Annotated in this window: 16 protein-coding genes; 11 read left to right on the top strand and 5 right to left on the bottom strand. The window is 72.5% G+C overall.

Features of this window, described 5'->3' with window-relative positions; translation table 11 throughout:
• Nucleotide 1 precedes the first annotated feature (1 nt).
• The 5 genes from DYZ02_RS09355 to DYZ02_RS09335 are packed head-to-tail and all read left to right on the top strand — an operon-like array spanning nucleotide 2 to nucleotide 4,794.
• Nucleotides 2-772, top strand: a complete 771-nt coding sequence (locus DYZ02_RS09355; RefSeq protein ID WP_115685994.1) for an enoyl-CoA hydratase-related protein — start codon at nucleotides 2-4, stop codon at nucleotides 770-772.
• A 43-nt stretch (nucleotides 773-815) separates the two neighbouring features.
• The gene (locus DYZ02_RS09350) at nucleotides 816-1,589 is read left to right on the top strand and encodes an electron transfer flavoprotein subunit beta/FixA family protein (protein WP_115685993.1); all 774 of its coding nucleotides are present in this window, start codon (nucleotides 816-818) and stop codon (nucleotides 1,587-1,589) included.
• Between the two features lie 10 nt (nucleotides 1,590-1,599).
• Nucleotides 1,600-2,547, top strand: coding sequence for an electron transfer flavoprotein subunit alpha/FixB family protein (locus DYZ02_RS09345; protein WP_115685992.1), 948 nt, complete (start codon nucleotides 1,600-1,602; stop codon nucleotides 2,545-2,547).
• 18 nt (nucleotides 2,548-2,565) lie between these two features.
• Nucleotides 2,566-3,954 carry a cytochrome b/b6 domain-containing protein gene (locus DYZ02_RS09340; RefSeq protein ID WP_115685991.1) on the top strand — a complete coding sequence of 463 codons (1,389 nt, stop codon included), beginning with the start codon at nucleotides 2,566-2,568 and terminating at the stop codon, nucleotides 3,952-3,954.
• 9 nt (nucleotides 3,955-3,963) lie between these two features.
• Nucleotides 3,964-4,794, top strand: coding sequence for an aldo/keto reductase (locus DYZ02_RS09335; protein ID WP_115685990.1), 831 nt, complete (start codon nucleotides 3,964-3,966; stop codon nucleotides 4,792-4,794).
• Here DYZ02_RS09335 and DYZ02_RS09330 read toward each other — a convergent pair.
• Genes DYZ02_RS09330 through DYZ02_RS09320 form a run of 3 tightly spaced genes read right to left on the bottom strand, consistent with a single transcriptional unit; the run spans nucleotide 4,791 to nucleotide 8,598 of the window.
• On the bottom strand, nucleotides 4,791-6,536 hold the full coding sequence (locus DYZ02_RS09330) for a glycosyltransferase (RefSeq protein WP_115685989.1): 1,746 nt from the start codon (nucleotides 6,534-6,536) through the stop codon (nucleotides 4,791-4,793). The two genes, DYZ02_RS09335 and DYZ02_RS09330, sit on opposite strands and share 4 nt — an antisense overlap.
• The gene (locus DYZ02_RS09325) at nucleotides 6,533-7,636 is read right to left on the bottom strand and encodes a glycosyltransferase (RefSeq protein WP_115685988.1); all 1,104 of its coding nucleotides are present in this window, start codon (nucleotides 7,634-7,636) and stop codon (nucleotides 6,533-6,535) included. Before DYZ02_RS09325 ends, DYZ02_RS09330 begins: the two co-directional genes overlap by 4 nt.
• Nucleotides 7,633-8,598 carry a glycosyltransferase gene (locus DYZ02_RS09320; protein ID WP_115686453.1) on the bottom strand — a complete coding sequence of 322 codons (966 nt, stop codon included), beginning with the start codon at nucleotides 8,596-8,598 and terminating at the stop codon, nucleotides 7,633-7,635. Before DYZ02_RS09320 ends, DYZ02_RS09325 begins: the two co-directional genes overlap by 4 nt.
• A gap of 54 nt (nucleotides 8,599-8,652) precedes the next feature.
• On the opposite strand from DYZ02_RS09320, the gene DYZ02_RS09315 reads away from it, so the two are divergent.
• Genes DYZ02_RS09315 through DYZ02_RS09305 form a run of 3 tightly spaced genes read left to right on the top strand, consistent with a single transcriptional unit; the run spans nucleotide 8,653 to nucleotide 11,515 of the window.
• A complete protein-coding gene (locus DYZ02_RS09315; protein WP_115685987.1) occupies nucleotides 8,653-9,498 on the top strand; it encodes a WcbI family polysaccharide biosynthesis putative acetyltransferase in 846 nt (281 codons plus the stop codon).
• Nucleotides 9,495-10,421 carry a glycosyltransferase family protein gene (locus tag DYZ02_RS09310; protein ID WP_115685986.1) on the top strand — a complete coding sequence of 309 codons (927 nt, stop codon included), beginning with the start codon at nucleotides 9,495-9,497 and terminating at the stop codon, nucleotides 10,419-10,421. Before DYZ02_RS09315 ends, DYZ02_RS09310 begins: the two co-directional genes overlap by 4 nt.
• Entirely contained in the window at nucleotides 10,406-11,515 is a 1,110-nt protein-coding gene (locus DYZ02_RS09305) for a glycosyltransferase (protein WP_245945757.1), read from the top strand. Before DYZ02_RS09310 ends, DYZ02_RS09305 begins: the two co-directional genes overlap by 16 nt.
• Here DYZ02_RS09305 and DYZ02_RS09300 read toward each other — a convergent pair whose 3' ends face one another.
• Together DYZ02_RS09300 and DYZ02_RS09295 are read right to left on the bottom strand one after the other, a co-directional pair.
• A complete protein-coding gene (locus DYZ02_RS09300) occupies nucleotides 11,516-11,989 on the bottom strand; it encodes a ribose-5-phosphate isomerase (RefSeq protein WP_115685984.1) in 474 nt (157 codons plus the stop codon).
• 199 nt (nucleotides 11,990-12,188) lie between these two features.
• On the bottom strand, nucleotides 12,189-12,809 hold the full coding sequence (locus tag DYZ02_RS09295) for a DsbA family protein (RefSeq protein ID WP_115685983.1): 621 nt from the start codon (nucleotides 12,807-12,809) through the stop codon (nucleotides 12,189-12,191).
• A gap of 44 nt (nucleotides 12,810-12,853) precedes the next feature.
• Between DYZ02_RS09295 and pepN the strand changes: the two genes are divergently transcribed.
• From pepN to DYZ02_RS09280, 3 genes are read left to right on the top strand one after another with little or no spacing between them, the layout of a single operon-like run.
• Nucleotides 12,854-15,244 carry an aminopeptidase N gene (pepN, locus tag DYZ02_RS09290; protein WP_115685982.1) on the top strand — a complete coding sequence of 797 codons (2,391 nt, stop codon included), beginning with the start codon at nucleotides 12,854-12,856 and terminating at the stop codon, nucleotides 15,242-15,244.
• Entirely contained in the window at nucleotides 15,244-15,624 is a 381-nt protein-coding gene (locus tag DYZ02_RS09285) for a globin domain-containing protein (RefSeq protein ID WP_115685981.1), read from the top strand. Before pepN ends, DYZ02_RS09285 begins: the two co-directional genes overlap by 1 nt.
• 48 nt (nucleotides 15,625-15,672) lie before the next feature.
• The gene (locus DYZ02_RS09280; protein ID WP_115685980.1) at nucleotides 15,673-16,737 is read left to right on the top strand and encodes an alanine racemase; all 1,065 of its coding nucleotides are present in this window, start codon (nucleotides 15,673-15,675) and stop codon (nucleotides 16,735-16,737) included.
• The last annotated feature ends 73 nt before the right edge of the window (nucleotides 16,738-16,810 follow it).

Raw genomic sequence — 16,810 nt, 5'->3', positions numbered from 1 at the left:
AATGGACACCTCCCTCGCCCGGGGCGTTGTCGCGGCCGCCGTTGACGGCCCGGTGGCCACCGTCACGATCACCAACCCCGCCAAGCGCGGAGCCCTCGAGCCCGACTCCTACCGCACCATCGGCGACCTCGTCCGCTCCGCGGCGAACGACACCTCCATCCGCGCCGTCATCATCACGGGCGACAGCAACGCGTTCAGCTCCGGCATGGACCTCGCCGCCTTCGAGGGCATCGAGGTGCCCGGCGAGCTGGGTGTGATGGAGACGATGGACGACATCGAGTACATGGCCAAGGCCATCACCCGCGCCGCGGTGCCCGTCATCGCCGCAGTGGAGGGCGCCTGCGCCGGCATCGGCGCCTCGGTGGCCTTCCTCTGCGACCTCATCGTGGCCGGCGAAAAGGCCTTCTTCACCGTGCCCTTCACCGCGATCGGCCTCGTGCCCGACGGCGGGGCCGTGGCCACGCTGGCCGCCTCTGTCGGGCGCCACCGGGCCATGGCGATGGCCCTGCTGCACACCCGCATCCCCGCCGCGCAGGCCCTCGAGCACGGGCTCGTCGCCGAGACCGCGCCGGACGCCCTCGGGCGCGCCCGCGAGATCGCGGCCCACCTCGCCCGCACCCCGCGCGAGGCGGTCGGGCGGACCAAGGCGGCGGTGAACCGGGCGACGCTCGCCCAGCTTCCCCAGGCGCTGGAGACCGAGGCCCTCGTGCAGACCCGTCTGCTGGGCACCCCGGAGCACGCCGTTGGCGTCGCCGCCTTCCGGGGGCGGTAGAATCTGGGCGTCGTCAAGCACAAGCCCAAACGAAGGAGCCGCGATGCGCATAGCCGTGCTGCTGAAGGAAGTTCCCGACACCTACAGCGACCGCGAGATGAACCTGGAGACGGGACTGACTGACCGCACCGACGATGTCGTGGCCGACGAGGTCGGCGAGCGCGCCGTCGAGGCCGCGCTGCGCATCGCGGAGAAGGCCGAGGGATCGGTCGTCGAGATCGTGAGCGTCGGGCCCGAGTCGGTGGCCGGCAGCATCCGCAAGGGTATCGCGATGGGCGCCTCCGACGCCTACGTCATCACCGACGATGCCCTCGTCGGCGCCGACGTCACGCTGACCGCGGAGGCGCTGGCCGCAGCGATCCGCGCCAACGGCTACGACCTCGTGGTCACCGGCACCGCCTCCTCCGACGGCGGCGGCGGCGTGATGGCCTCCCTGCTGGGCGAGCTGCTCGACTACCCCGCCCTGACCAACCTCACCGACCTCGAGGTCGACGGCGACACCGTCCGCGCCACCCAAGCCGGCGACGGCGCCATCCTCGAGCTCGAGGCGCATCTCCCCGCCGTCGTCGCCGTCTCCGACGAGTTCCCCGACGCCCGCTTCCCCAACTTCAAGGGGCTCATGGCCGCGAAGAAGAAGGAGCTGCACACCCTCACGCTCGCCGACCTCGGCGTCGACGCGGAGGACTGGAGCCGGGCGCGCTCCATCATGGTGGGGATTTCGCGCCGCCCCGCCCGCGAGCGTGGCGAGATCATCGACGGAAACTCGCAGGCCGCCGGCAAGCTCGCCGACTTCCTGCAGTCCAAGGACCTCATCTAAGGAGCGACGCATGACCACCCCGAGCACCACCGTCCTCGTCGTCCCCGACGCGCCCTACGAGGGCCACGGCTTTGACCCCGCCGCCGCGGCCGAGCTCATCGGCGCCGCCAGCGCCATCGGCGAGCCGGCCGTTGTGACCTCCTCCGCCGACAACGCCGCCGAGCTCGGCAGGCTCGGCGCCGCGCGCGTCCTCGTCGCCGACGCACCGCTTGCCGACGCCACCGAGGCCGCCTTCGACCACCTCTACCCCGCCGCCGTCGTCTTCGCGCACACCGTGCGCGGCCGCGACGCCGCCGCCCGCTTCGCCGTGCGCCGCCGCAAGGCCCTGCTCACCGACGCCGTCGGCCTGCGCCGCGACGCCGAGGGCGTGGTGACCGACCACTCGAACTACGGCGGCGCCTACTCCTCTGTCGCCGCCGCCACCCACTCCGCGCCGGTGGTGACCATCCGCCCCGGCTCCGTGGACACGCGCGCCCAGGCCGCCGACCCGCGGGTGGAAACCCTCACCGTCGAGCCCGCCGAGCGCCGCGCGGCAACCGTGACGAAGGTGACCCCCATCGAGCGCACCTCACCGCGCCCCGACCTCGCCACCGCCGACAAGGTCGTGGCGGGCGGCGTCTCCCTCGGCGACGCGGACAACTTCGAGGAGCTCGTCGGCGGGCTTGCCGACGCCCTCGGCGCCGCCGTCGGCGCCACCCGCTCCGCCGTCGACGAGGGCCAGGTCCCCTACGAGGCGCAGATCGGGCAGACGGGCGTGCTCGTCAGCCCCAAGCTCTACATCGGCGTGGGCATCTCGGGCGCGATCCAGCACCTCGTGGGCATGCAGACCGCCGACACCATCGTGGCCATCAACAACGACCCGGACGCGCCGATCTTCGAGATCGCCGACTTCGGCATCGTCGGGGACATCTTCGACGTGGTGCCGCCGCTCATCTCCGAAATCGACGCCCGCAAGTAAGGAAAAGGACTTCTCCCCGTGCAGGTCACTCTCCGCCGCGGCCTCCCCCGTCTCGTGGGCGGGCAGCCCTGGCCGCCCGAAGGAACCACAGCAGAGCTTGATGACGCCCCCTCCTCCGCCCCGGCGGCCGAAGCCGCGCCGGCCTCAACCCCGGCCCCGGCCGGGGTTGTCCCCGTCGCGCTGAGGCGCGGGCTGCCGCGCGTTCCCGGCGGGGAGCCCTTTCCGCCCGCTGTGGAGGCGCTGGTCGAGGCGCCCGCGGCGCCGGCGGTCGCGGAAGCAGAGACCACCCCGGCCGCCGCGCCGGTGACCGGGGAAGACGCCGCGAACCTCGTCGCCGTCCCCGTGCGCCGCGGACTGCCGCGCGTGCCCGGCGGCGAGCCCTTCCCGCCCGCTGCCGAGGCGCTCGTCGAGGTTCCTGCCGCTGCAGCGGCGGAGGCGGAGACCGCCCCCGTGGCGCAGGAACACGCTGAACCCGCACCCGCTGCGCCCGCCAAGGCGGCTCCGGAATCGGCCGCATCCCCCGCGCCGGCGCGCGGCGGCTTCCCCATCGCCCGCTGGCTGTCGGGGCTCGTGGCCCTCGGCTTCATCTTCGGGCTGAGCGTCCTGCTCGCCCGCACCTTCGTCGCCAGCGAGGCCGGCGCCGAGTTCATCGCCCGCTACGACGGGACCCAGCCCCTGCCCGAATCCGCGCCGGTGGGCCTGCCCGCGTGGCTGAACTGGGCGCACTTCTTCAACATGTTCCTCATGGCGCTGATCGTCAAGACGGGCCTGCAGGTGCGCCGCGAGCGGCGCCCCGAGGCCTACTGGGCGTCCAAGCGCAACCCGCGCCAGAAGATCTCCCTGACGCTGTGGCTCCACCTGGCCCTCGACCTGACCTGGCTGGCGCTCGGCGCGGTGTTCTACGTGCTGCTTTTCAGCACAGGCCAGTGGATGCGCATCGTGCCCACGAGCTGGGAGACGATACCCAATGCGATCTCGGCGGGCGTGCAGTACCTGAGCATGGACTGGCCGGAGGAACACGGCTGGGTGCACTACAACGCGCTGCAGGAGCTGACCTACTTCGCGGTGGTGTTCGTGGCCAGCCCGATCGCCGCCGTCTCGGGCCTGCGGATGAGCCCGTGGTGGCCGAAGTCGTGGACCTTCTTCCCCGTGAAGGTGGCCCGCAGCCTGCACTTCCCCACCATGATCTTCTTCGTCGCCTTCATCGCGCTCCACGTCTTCCTCGTGGCGGCGACCGGCCTGCGCCGCAACCTCAACGCGATGTTCGCCGCGCGCGACGCCGTCGACTGGACCGGCACGTGGTTCTTCCTCGCCGCGGCCGCCGTCATCGCCCTGGCGTGGTGGGCCGCCCGCCCCGCCGTCGTCGCCCCGCTCGCGCGCCTGACGGGCAAGGTGTCCAACCGTTAGTGTGGGCCCATGGTCCCACGCATCACGCTTAACGACGCCACCACCATCCCCCAGCTCGGCTACGGCCTGCACCGGGTCGACCCTGCCCGGGCCCAGGAGCTGGTGGAGACGGCCCTCGAGATCGGCTACCGCCACATCGACACCGCCCACATCTACGGCAACGAGGAGGCGGTCGGCCGCGCGATCGCCGCGTCCGGGATCGCGCGCGACGAGCTGTACGTGACCACCAAGCTGTGGAACGACCGCCACCTGGACGCCCCCGCGGCCCTGGCGCAGTCGCTGGACCGGCTCGGCCTCGACCACGTCGACCTCTACCTCATCCACTGGCCGCGCCCCGCCCAGGGCCACTACGTGGAGGCGTGGAAATCCATGATCGAGCTGCGCGCCGAGGGCCTGACCACCTCCATCGGCGTGTCGAACTTCCAGCTCGACCACCTGGCCAGGCTCGAAAGCGAGACGGACGTGACGCCCACCGTCAACCAGGTGGAGCTGCACCCGCTGTTCCAGAACTGGAAGGACCTCGACGCCATGCGCGTCCACGGCGTGGCCATCGAGGGCTGGGCGCCGCTGGGCGGCGGCTATTACGACCTGGAGGACTACCCCGAGATCACCGACGCGGCCGAGGCGCACGGGGTCACGCCCGCGCAGGTGGTGCTGCGCTGGCACCTGCAGAACAGCGTCATCGTCTTCCCCAAGACCGCCTCGGCCGAGCGGATGCGGGAGAACTTCGACGTCTTCGGCTTCGAGCTCACGCCCGAGGAGATGGCCGCGATCATCTCCCTGGACGAGGAGGAGTTCGGCCGGCAGGGCCCGCACCCGGCGGAGTACGAGGAGGCTTAGCCGGTGCGCTGCCAGGTGCCGTCGACAAGCGCGATGGCCCCTGCCTTTTCGAACTCCCGCAGCCAGCCCTCCATTGGCCACTGGCCCCACTTGGAGCGGAAGTAGGCGGCGTTGGCGAGGATGTCGTCGAGGTGTTCCCACGGCGGCGAGGACACCGGGTGCCACTGGTGGAAGGCGTGCGCGCCGCCGACCCACCGCAGGTCGATGCCGTGTTTTTCCAGGTTGCGGGCGAAGTCCGTGTCCTCCCCGCCGTAGCCGGTGTAGCCCTCGTCGAAGCCGCCGAAGGCCTCCGCGATGCGCCGCCACGTCGCGGCCGTGACCGCGAAGGAGAGCGACCAGAACAGGTTGTAGTCCTCGGCCGCCTCCGTCGTCCCGGCGGGCGGGTTCGGCCTGGCCGGGTGCGGCGCGGGGTCGGTGGTGCGCAACTCACCGGGTTCCATGTACGTCACCGGCCCGGCGACGACGGCGTCGGGGTGGCGCGCCAGCGCCTCGGCGTAGAGGGTGAGCAGCTCGCCCGAGGCGACGCAGTCCGCGTCGAGGAAGACGAGGACCTCGGCGCCCCGGTCGAGCGCCTCGCGCGCGGCGCGGTTGCGCGCTGCGGCGAGGTTGCGCGAGGGCGCGGCCACGACGCGGCTGCCGGGCACGGCCCGGGCGAGCTCGGCGGGGGCGGAAAGCGCGGCCGTGATGTGCTCGACCCCCGGGGGCAGCAGGGAGACCTGGTTGGCCAGGTGGCGGGCGCGGCCGGCGTCGGCGAGCGAGAGCACCGCCGTCGCGGGGCCGCCCGCACCCCGCGCGACGCCCGCGATCGCCTCGGCGGCCCGGCGCGCCGCCCCGAAGGTTTCCCAGCGCGACCAGTCCGCGCGCAGCTCCCCGGCGCGCTGCAGCAGCTCCGGCCACTGCCGCGCCGGCGGGAACTCTTCGGCAACCACGGCCAGGCCCGCCTCCTCGAGCACGCGGGCCGAGGCGGCCTGCTCCGCGTACGGCCGCGGCTGCGGCAGGACCACCGCGGGCGTGCCGGTGGCCGCGACGTCGGCGATGGAGTTCTGCCCGCCCGCGATCACCGCCACCCCCGCCCCGGAAAGCAGCTCCGTCGGGTCGTCGACGCGGCTGCCGCCGGTGAGGAAGGTGAAGCGGTGGCCGGGGCAGGCGCGCTGCACCGCCTCCCAGTCGCCCTCGTCCCAGGTGGAGCCGCCGTTTCCGGCCATGACCAGCACGTGCGACGGGTCCCGCTCGGTCGACGCCCGGGTGAGGCGGGAGATCCCTCCCACCGCGTGCACGCGCGCGGCGTGGGGGCGCAGGTGGCGCGGCAGCCCGACCCAGGAGGGCCAGGCCGCGACGATCGCGTCGGCCTGCCGGTAGGCCAGCTGGTGCGGTGCGTCGTCGCGCACCCCGGGCATGGCGATCGTCGCCACCGGTACGCCGGTGAGGCGGACGAAGGCGGCGACCTCGACCGAGACGTCCACGAAGAACGCCGCAGGGTCCGCCGCGGCGATCCACCCCGCGATGGCGGCGAAGCGCTGCCGCAGGCCGGCGTTGCCGTAGGGCGCGTAGTGGAGCGTCGCGCGGGCGGTGGGCTCCGGGCCGCCGCCGGAGTCGTCGGGAAGCACGACGTCGGCGCGCGGGTCGGTGGACAGCAGCACCGCGTCGTAGCCGAGGGCGCGCAACTCGCGCTGGATCTCCCGGCAGCGGTGGATGTGCCCCGAGCCGTGGTGGTGGGCGTAGATGCCGATCGTGCGGCTCACCGGAAGGCCACCTCCCTGTACAGCTCGGCGTAGCGGCGGGCGGTGCGCGTCAGGCTGTAGTTGCGCACCACCCAGTCGCGCACGCCGGGGCGCTTGATGTGCAGGGCGGAGTGCACCGCCTGGGCGAGGGAGACGACGTCGTCGGGTTCGGCGAGGGCGGCGGGGGCGTCGCGAAGCAGCGCGCCCAGCCCTCCGCGGGCGAAGGCGGCCACGGGCGTGCCGCACGCCATGGACTCCAGCGCGACCAGGCCGAAGGGCTCCTCCCAGCGCGGGGTGACCAGGCTGACGGCGCAGCGGCCGACGAGCGCGCGCAGCTCCGCGTGCGAGAGCTCGCCGAGCCAGCGCACCCGCCCGCCGTCGAGGCGCGGGGCGATCTCCGCCTGGAAGTAGGCGTGGTCGCCCTTGCGGCCCGCCAGCAGCAGCGGCAGCCCGAGCAGGCGGCACGCCTCGATGGCCAGATGGGCGCCCTTCTCCGGCACGAGGCGGCCGAACCAGATGGCGGAGCGGCCCCCGGGGCCGGGCCGCCAGGTGGAGACGTTGACGCCGTTGGGGATGACGCTGATCGGGTGCGGGATCCCCCAGTCGTCCGCGGTGACGGGGCTGACGGCGGCGAAACGCCCGGCTCCCTCCCCGGCGGCGCGCACCGCGCGCACCACTTCGGGCAGCTCGGGGGTGTGCAGCGTGGTCACCATCGGCAGCGGCTCCGGCGAGTGGTCGCCGGGGAACATGAAGGGGTTGAGGCTGTTGTTGTGCACCACGTCGTAGCCGCGGCCGACCAGGAGGCGGCGCAGCTGGACGAAGGCCTCGTTCTCCTTCTCGCGCCCGCCCGCGGGGTAGGTGGTGTCGGTCGCCTCCGCGGCGTTGCTGCCCCAGTCGACGCCGGGCAGCTCGAAGTCCTTGACGTTGCCGTCCGAGCCCTTCGCGGCGAAGAAGTCCACCGAGTGGCCCTCCTCGCGCAGGGCGCGCACGGTGGTGTGGCAGAACGCCTCGAGGCCGCCCGCGAAGGGCTCGCGCACCGGGTAGCGGGCGGGCGCGACGAAAGCGATGCGCAGCCCGGAGGAGCGGGAGGTGGGGGTGTCGTCGACAAGCGCTGCCGTCATCGCACCACCTCGCGGTAGATCCTGGCGTGGGCGGCGCGCACGTCCGGCCGCTGCCCGGCGCGGGGCAGCGGGCCGCGGGCGAGCAGCTTTGCGACGGCACCCGCGGCGCTCTCCCCGTCACCCGCCGCGTAGGTCTCCACGGCGGCCGGGCCGTCGGCCTGCCCGGCGTAGCAGCCGACGTCCGGCACGGCGACGCAGGTACCGAGGTCGCGGCACATCTCCAGCCAGCCGGAGTGGGTGCCGCGCGTGTAGGGCAGAAGGCAGACGTCGAGGCCGCCGACGACGTCGTGGAGGTCGGCGTCGTCGAGGCGGTCGTGCGTGACGAGCGTGATGCCGGGCCGACCCTGGAGGGCGTCGCGCAGCGCGCGGGTGGCGTCGACGTCGTGGGCGAAGACGGTCAGGGGCACGCGCTCGGCGATGCGCAGGTAGAAGTCCGGATCGGCGACGACGTTGGAGCGCAGCGACTTGAGGAACACCCCCGCTCCCCCGCCGTGGCGCGCCCGCGTCCCGGCGGGCACGACCGGCGGGTGCGGCAGGACCTCGACGCGACGGGCACCGAACTCGGCGCGGAGGCGCTCGGCGGCGCAATCGGTCAGGGTGATGACGGCGGCTGCGGCGTCGACAAGCAGGCGCACGCGCTCGCGGTGGGCGGACTGCTCGGCCGGGTCCGCAAGGTGGGGGTTGTCCAGGTCGTGCACGGTGACGACGAGGGGCACGGGCAGCGCCTCGACGAGCTCCGCGACCTGCGCGGGGCTGCGGTGCTCGTAGCCGAAGTGGACGTGGAGGACGTCGGCGGCCGGGGGTTGCGACCAGTAGGGCGCCTCGAGGGCCGGGTGGGGCCACCAGTGCCCGTCGACGTCCGGGTCCGGTAGATACGTCGCGCCGGCAGGCCGCACCGCGCGGGTGTAGGGGTGCTCGGCGGGGACGGACAGGACCCGCACAGTGTTTTCCTGGTTAGCCACCACACCAATATAAACAAGTCTGCATCCGTCTGCCCGCACTGCTAGATTGGCCCCATGCGCACGCTGACTGTCGTGGGAAACTGCCAGGCCGAGTCCACCCGGCGGCTGCTCATGTCCACCGGGCACTTCGCCTCCGAGCGCATCACCCCGGTCCACGAGCTCACTGCCGCCGACATGGGGTGGTTCACCGACCTGCTGGCGCGCACGGACGTCCTGGTCAGCCAGCCGATCCGCAACGACTACCGCGGCCTGCCGGTCGGCTCGGCGCAGATGCGCGACCTGCTGCCGGCCGGGGCGCGCCACGTCCTGGTGCCGGTGCTGCGCTACGACGGCCTCATGCCCTACCAGGCCATCATCCGCGACCCCGACGACCCCTCGCTTAACCCGCCCGTGGTGCCCTACCACGACCTGCGCATCCTCGCGGCGGTCGCCCGGGGCCTCGACGCGCCGGTGGAGGCGGCGCCCTCCCCGGCCGCGCTGCGGCGCGCCGCCGCGATGTCGGTGGCGCAGATCCGCTCCCGTGAGCAGCGCCACGGGACGGTCGTTGTCTCCGGCCACCTGGAGACGGTTCCGGTGTGGCACACCGTGAACCACCCCGACAACGACACCCTCGCGGTGCAGGCCCGCGCCGTGCTCGCGGCGCTCGGCCTCGAGGGCGACGTGGAGCTGCCCGACTACGAGATGCTCGGCGAGCTCGACGCCCCCGTCGACGCCGACGCCGCGGCCGCCCTCGGTGTGACGGTCACCGGCCGGCGCACGTGGGCGAGCCGCTCGGGCGGCACCGACTTCTCCGGCCTCGCCGCGCAGCAGATGGAGTTCTACCGCGCCCGCCCGAAGCTCGTCGCCCACGGCCTCGAGCGCCACGCGGAGCGCCTCGACAACCTGGGGCTGATGCCGTGATCCACCTCATCGTCGGACCCGACGGCCACGGCGTGACCGCCTACGCCCGTTCCCTGGCGGGCGAACTGGGCGCGGAGGTGGTGCGCGAGGAGACCTTCGCAGACACCGCGCTGCCCGACGGCCCGGTCCACGTCACGTTCACCGACCACCTCTTCGGCACCACGCCTGACGCCGCGGTCGACGCCCTCCTCGCCCGGCTCGGGAACCGCCCTTTCTCGCTGAGCCTGCACGACATCCCCCAGCCCGAGGAGGGCTCCGAGAGGTTCGCGCGCCGCGCGCCCGCCTATCGACGCCTCACCGCCGCCGCCACCCTCGCCGCGGTGAACTCGGAGCACGAGGCTTCCTTCTTCGGCGCTGTGGACGCCTTCGACGGCCTTGCGACGCCCGTGTCCGTGATCCGCCTGCCCATCCCGCGCGTCGACGCGCCCGCCCCCTTCGCCCCCGAGCCGAACACCGTGGGCATCCTGGGCTTCATCTACCCCGGCAAGGGCCACGAGGACCTCATCGCCGCCCTGCGCGGCACCGGCTACCGGCTGCGCTTCCTCGGCGGGGTGTCTGCGGGTCACGAGGAGTGGGCGGCTGGGCTCGCCGAGCACGCCGAGATCACCGGCTGGCTCAGCGACGCCGACCTCGCCCGCGAGATGGCCCGCACCGCGATCCCCGTCTGCGCCCACCGCCACTTCTCCGCCTCGGGCTCGCTCATGACCTGGCTCGGCGCCGGGCGCACCGTCCTGGCCAGCGACTCGCCTTACACCCGCGAGATCGACCGCTGGTTGCCCGGGCGCATCACGCTCGTGCGCGACGGGGCGTGGCGGGAGGCCGTCGATACGTTCGAGCCCCGCGTGCTCGAGCCGCCGAGCTGGGGTTGGGCAGATGTCGCAGCGGCCTGGAAGAAGGAGTGGGCGGCGTGTGGCCTGATGTGAGCGTGGTCATCCCGCACTACAACAACCACTCCGCGCTGGCCGGGGTCGTCGCGGCGGTGCGGGCGCAGGACTACCCCGGGCGGGTGGAGATCATCGTCGCCGACGACGGCTCCGACATCGTCCCCTCTCTGCCCGGCGTGCGCGTGGTGGCGCAGGAGGACCAGGGGTTCCGCGCCGCCGCAGCCCGCAACCTCGGCGCCGCGGCGGCCACCGGCGAGGTGCTCGTCTTCTTCGACGGCGACACGCTGCCCGAGCCCGGCTTCCTGCGAGCGGTCGTGCCGCACATCCAGCGCAACCGCCGCGCGCTCGTCGTGGGCAGCCGGCTCACCGGCCCGGACCGCTCAGAGCCCCAGTGGCTTGCCGACGCCTGGACCCGCACCGACCACCTCTCCCGCGCCGACGACACCTCCTGGCGCTTCATCATCTCCGCCGCTCTGGCCTGCTCGGCGACCTTCTTCCGCCACGTCGGCGGCTTCGACGCGTCTTTCGTCGGCTACGGCGGCGAGGACTGGGAATTTGGCTGGCGGGCCTGGAACGCCGGCGCCGAGTTCGTCCACGAGCCCGCCGCGGTGGCGGTGCACCCGGAGACGGACTTCGGCGCCCGCCACCCGGACACCGCGGAGGAGGCACGGGTGAAAAACGTCGAGACGCTGGCGCTGGCCAGGCGCGTCACCCACCCCCTGGCTCGCCCGGCCGGCGTCGTCTTCGACACCGCCGACGTCGCCGTCGTGGCGGCTGAGTTCCCGCAGCCCGGCGCGCTCGAGGCGGTCATCGCCTCCTGGCTGCGCATCGACGCACGCGTCTACGTCCCCGCCGTGCCCGGCCTCTTCGCCGCCGACCCGCGCGTGGTCGCCGGCGCGCCCGCGAACGAAAGAATCCGCGTCGGGCTGCGCCAACCGTGGGCGCTGCAGGACGCGGATGTGTTTTACCGGCGGGCCACCGACCGGCACCACGTGTGCGCGGACGGCACGGAGGTGGCGACGGCGAGGGCGCGGGCTCTGACGTCGCCAAGCGTGCGCTCGCGCGGGCAGCTTCTCGGGCTCACGCTTCTCGACGCCCCCCAGCGCCTCGAGCGCCTCTTCGCCGGCTGGTAGCTAGGCGCCCGGGACCTCGGGGGCGACCCCGGTCTCCTCGTACTTCGCGAGGATGTCGATGCGGCGCTGGTGGCGCTCCTCCCCGCTCCACTCCTGGCCGATGAAGGCGTCGACGATGCGCAGCGCCTCCTCCTGGGAGTGCATGCGCCCGCCGATGCCGATGAGCTGGGCGTTGTTGTGCTCGCGGGCGAGGCGCGCGGTCTCCTCGGACCACGCCAGGGCGCAGCGCGCGCCCTTGACCTTGTTCGCGGCGATCTGCTCGCCGTTGCCGGAGCCGCCGAGCACGATGCCCAAGGAGCCCGGGTCGGCGACGGTCTTCTCCGCGGCGGCGATGCAGAACGCGGGGTAGTCGTCGGCGGCGTCGTACTCGTGGGCGCCGCAGTCGATGACCTCGTGGCCCTGCGACGTCAGGTGCTCGGCGATCTGGTTCTTGCGCTCGAATCCGGCGTGGTCTGCTCCAAGGTAAATACGCATGGTTTTCAGTGTACGTGGGCGGCGCGCGGGCTCGCGCCGGAGACCCTGGCTACTGCGGAAGACCTCAGCGAGTTTTCGGGGCTGTTTCGCCCTGTTTTTCGCTCTGAGGTCTTCCGCGCGAAGACCTCAGCGCACTTCCGCGCGCTTTTCGGGCGCGCACACACGCTGAGGTCTTCAGGGTCTCGTCACGAAGCAGGCACTACGGCTGCACCTGCGGGTCCTCCGTGCGCGAGCGCTTCAGCTCGAAGAAGTAGGGGTAGTTGGCCAGTCCCACGGCGTGGTCGAACAGCTCCCCGGCCTCCTCGCCGGTGGGCACGCGCGTGATGACGGGCCCGAAGAACGCGGTCTCGCCCAGCTTCACCACCGGGGTGCCCACGTCGTTGCCCACCTCGTCCATGGCGGTGGCGTGGTAGCCGCGCAGCAGGTCGTCGACCTCGCCGGTGGCGGCGACCTCGGCGTAGGTGGCGGGCAGGCCCACCTCCTCGAGGGCCGCGGCGATGATGTCGTCGTAGGCGCCGTAGCCCTTGCGCCCGCCGTTGCCCCGGGCGTGGACGAGGGTGCCCATCGCGGTGTAGAGCTCGTCAACCTTGTCGGGCTGCTCGGCCTTGACCTTGGCAAAGACGCGGGCGGGGCCCCAGTTCGCCTCCATCGCCTTGGCGTAGTCCTCGGGGATGTCGGCGCCCTCGTTGAGCACGGACAATGACATGGGCACCCATTCGATCTCCACGTCGCGGACCTTCTCCACCTCCTTCATCCAGCGGGAGGTTTGCCAGCAGAAGGGGCAGGATACGTCGAACCAGAACGTCACTTTCTCAGTCATGCACCCCACGATAGACAAATTCCGGGGCGGGTAGATTGGTGGGTATGAAGACGAACCTGTTGCGCACCGATGCGCGTGAGCGCGCGAAGTTGATCGATGACGTCCACTACTCCATCGAGCTGGACATCACGAACCCGGAGACGTTTTCCTCCCGCACGACCCTGACGTTTTCGTCGGGCGAGGGGGAGACGTTTTTCGATCTCGTCGCGGACAGCTTCGAGGCCAAGCTCGACGGCTCGCTTCTCGACGGCCGCACCCTGCCCCTGACCGAGGGCCGCCACGAGCTGGTCGTCGACGCGACGGTGACCTACAGCCGCACCGGCGAGGGCCTGCACCGCTTCGTCGACCCGGCGGACAACAAGGAGTACCTGTACACCCAGTTCGAACCCGCGATGGCGATGAAGGTCTTCGCCTGCTTCGACCAGCCGGACATCAAGGCGACGTACTCGGTGTCCGTCACCGCCCCCGAAAAGTACGTGGTGGTGCTCAATGAGGAGGCGACTCGGGAGGGCAACACCTGGTCCTGCGAGATCGACTACAAGCTCTCGACGTACCTGATTGCGGTGTGCGCCGGGGAGTACGAGTTCGTCACGGACGTCTACGAGGACGAGGAGAAGCGGATCCCGCTGGGCCTCTACGCCCGCGCGTCGCTCATGGAGCACATGGACGCGGAGCGCCTGTTCCGCCAGACGAAGGACGGCTTCGCGTACTACCACACGAACTTCGGGCTGCCGTACCCCTTCGGCAAGTACGACCAGATCTTCTGCCCGGAGTACAACATGGGCGCGATGGAGAACGCGGGCGCGGTGACCTTCCGCGACGAGTACGTGTTCACCTCCGAGCCGACGCCGCACCGCGTGGAGCGGCGCAATGACACGATCCTGCACGAGATGGCGCACATGTGGTTCGGCGACCTGGTGACCATGCAGTGGTGGGACGACCTGTGGCTCAACGAGTCCTTCGCCACCTGGTCGGCGGCGATTGCGCAGACGGAGATCGGCGAGTACGCGGACGCGTGGGTGACGTTCGCGGCCGTGGAGAAGGCGTGGGCCTACTCGCAGGACCAGCTGCCGTCGACGCACCCGATCGCGGCGGACGCGCCGGACATCGAGACGGCGGAGCAGAACTTCGACGGCATCACCTACGCCAAGGGCGCCTCGGTGCTCAAGCAGCTGCAGGCCTACGTGGGCCGCGACGCGTTCTTCGCCGGCGTGCGCGAGCACTTCCGCAACCACGCCTTCGGCAACGCGACGTTCGCCGACCTGCTGTCGGCGCTGGAGAAGTCGTCGGGGCGCGACCTGTCGGGCTGGTCGGAGCAGTGGCTGCGCACCACGGGCGTGTCGCGGCTCTACCCCGAGATCTCGGAGGACTCCTTCGCCGTCGTCCAGGATTCGGAGGTGCAGCGCACCCACCGGGTCGGGGTCGGGCTCTACACGCTTGTCGACGGCCGCGTGACGCGCACCCACGACACCGAGATCGACATCACCGGCGCGCGCACCGAGATCCCCGAGTTCGCCGGGGTTGAGCACGACCTCGCGCTGGTCAACGACCGCGATCTGACCTACTGCCTGATGGGCCTGACGCCGCAGCACCAGCGCTTCGTGCTGGAGAACCTGGGCGCGATCGAGGACCCGCTGGCGCGCACCCTGTGCTGGTCAAGCATCTGGGAGTCCGTGCGCGGCGGCGAGCTGCCCGCCCGCGAGTTCGTCCGCCTCGTCGCCCGCTTCGCGCCGGGCGAGGACCAGCCCTCCGTGCAGGAGCGCCTGCTGGCGCAGGCCACCCTGGCGGTCAAGCAGTACGTCGACCCGGCCTGGCGCGGCGAAGGCATGGACCTGCTCAACGAGGCGTTCCGCGGCGCCGAGCCGGCGGTCATCTTCGACCGGGCGCTCGCCCGCCTGACGCCGAACGAGCAGACCGTCGCCTACCTGCGCGGCCTCGCCCGGGACTCCGACAACAAGGAGGTGCGCTGGCTCGCCCTGACCAGCCTCGTCGCCGCCGGCGCGGAGAGCCTGGACGCGGTCGACGCGGTGGAGGACACCTCCTCCGAGGCCGCGCTGTACCGGCTGCGGGCGCGGGCGGGCGTCGATAAGCGATGGGCGTGGGACGAAATCGTCGGCGGGCAGCGCTCCAACCTCGAGGCGCGCCACCTCATGGACGGGCTGACGTTCACCGGCGAGGGGCTCGAGGGCCTGACGGACCAGTACTTCGCCGTGGCCGAGAAGCTGTGGGACAAGCTGACCAACGAGATGGCGCAGCAGACCCTCGAGGGCATCTACCCCGCGTGGGACATCGACCAGCTGGCCATCGAGAAGGCCGACGCCCTCCTCGCTCGCGACATCCCGGGTGGGCTGCGCCGCATCGTCTCCGAGGGCCAGGACCGCGCCGCCCGCGCGCTGCGCAACAGGCTCGTCGACGCCGAGGCGGGCACCCTCTGATGGGCCCGAGCCTCTACGACGAACTGGGCGAGGACTTCTTCCGCCGCCTCGTCCACGGCTTCTACGAGCAGGTCAAGACCGACGACCTGCTCGGGCCGATGTACCCGGCCGACGACTGGGAGGGCGCAGAGAACCGCCTGCGCTGGTTCCTCGTGCAGTACTGGGGCGGGCCGCACACCTTCCAGGCAGAGCGGGGCCGGCCCATGCTGCGCAAGCGGCACTTCCCCTTCAGCATCGGCATGCCGGAGGCGGAGCGCTGGCTCGAGCTGATGGAGCGCTCGTTCGCCCAGTTCGGCGAGGAGGAGTTGCCCGTCGACGCGCGGGCGCAGCTGTGGAACCACATGCAGCGCGTCGCGTACATGATGATCAACAGGCAATAGCCCGCCGAAGATGCCACGAGGATAGTTTCCGCTTACTAATATGTGCGTATGCCGACCGTACGCACCACCCCCGCCCCGCACGTGCGCGGGGCGATCTCCCAGCTCATCGACGCCGAGGAGCTCACCGCCCCCTGCGCCGCAGTCGACGTCGCCGGCTTCGACCACAACGCGCGGCGGATGCGCTCCCGCGCGCTCGGACTGCCCATCCGGGTGGCCTCCAAGTCGCTGCGCAGCGTCGCCGCGCTGCGCCGCGCCCTCAGCCACGAGGGCTACCGCGGCGTCCTCGCGTACAGCGTGCCGGAGGCCCTCCACCTCGCCCGGGAAGGCTTCGACGACATCCTCGTCGCCTACCCCAGCGTGAACAGGCCCGCCGTGCGGGAGCTCGCCGGCGACGGGCAGCTGGGCGCGGCGGTCACGCTGATGGTCGACGCGGTCGAGCACCTCGACCTCATCTGCTCGGTCGCCGCGGCCGCCGCCCCGGTGCGCGTGGCCATCGACATCGACTGCGCCCTCCACCTGCCCGGCGCCGCGATCGGACCGCGCCGCTCCCCCATCCGCACTCCGGAGCAGACCTCCGCCCTCGCCCGCGAAATCGCCCGCCGCCCCCAGCTGCGCCTGGTGGGCATGATGGGCTACGAGGGGCAGGTCGCCTCCGTCGCCGACGCCGAGCCGGGAGTGGCCGGGGCCGCCAAGCGCTGGCTGCGGAGCAGCTCCATGCGCCAGCTCGCCCCGCGCCGCGCCGAGTGCGTCGCCGCCGCCCGGGAGGTCGCCGACCTCGAGTTCGTCAACGGCGGAGGCACCGGCTCTCTCGAGGTCAGCGCGCTCGACGACTCCCTCACCGAACTCGCCGCGGGCTCCGGGTTCTACACCCCCGTCATCTTCGACCGCTTCGCGGACATCGACCACGTCGCCGCCGCCTTCTTCGCCTGCCAGGTCTCCCGGCTGCCCGTCGCGGGCTGGGCCACCGTCAATTCGGGCGGCTGGATCGCCTCCGGCCCGCCCGCCCCCCCCGGGGCCCCCCCCCCGCCCGGCCGCCCGGCGGCCCCGCCCGCGCACGAGGCGGCCGCGGCCGGGTCGACGTGCGCGCCGCGGGCGCAGACGGCGGGGGGGTAGGACCCGGCGCCCCCGGCGAGGTCCGGGGGGGGGGTGGCGGCCGCGCCTCCCCCCCGAGCGGCGGCGCCCCGGC

Origin of the sequence: Corynebacterium senegalense (genome assembly GCF_900411315.1) — a bacterium.
Classification (GTDB): Bacteria; Actinomycetota; Actinomycetes; order Mycobacteriales; family Mycobacteriaceae; genus Corynebacterium; species Corynebacterium senegalense.
The sequence above is the reverse complement of the archived record's forward strand: the minus strand, read 5'-3'. Positions and strand labels throughout refer to the sequence as shown.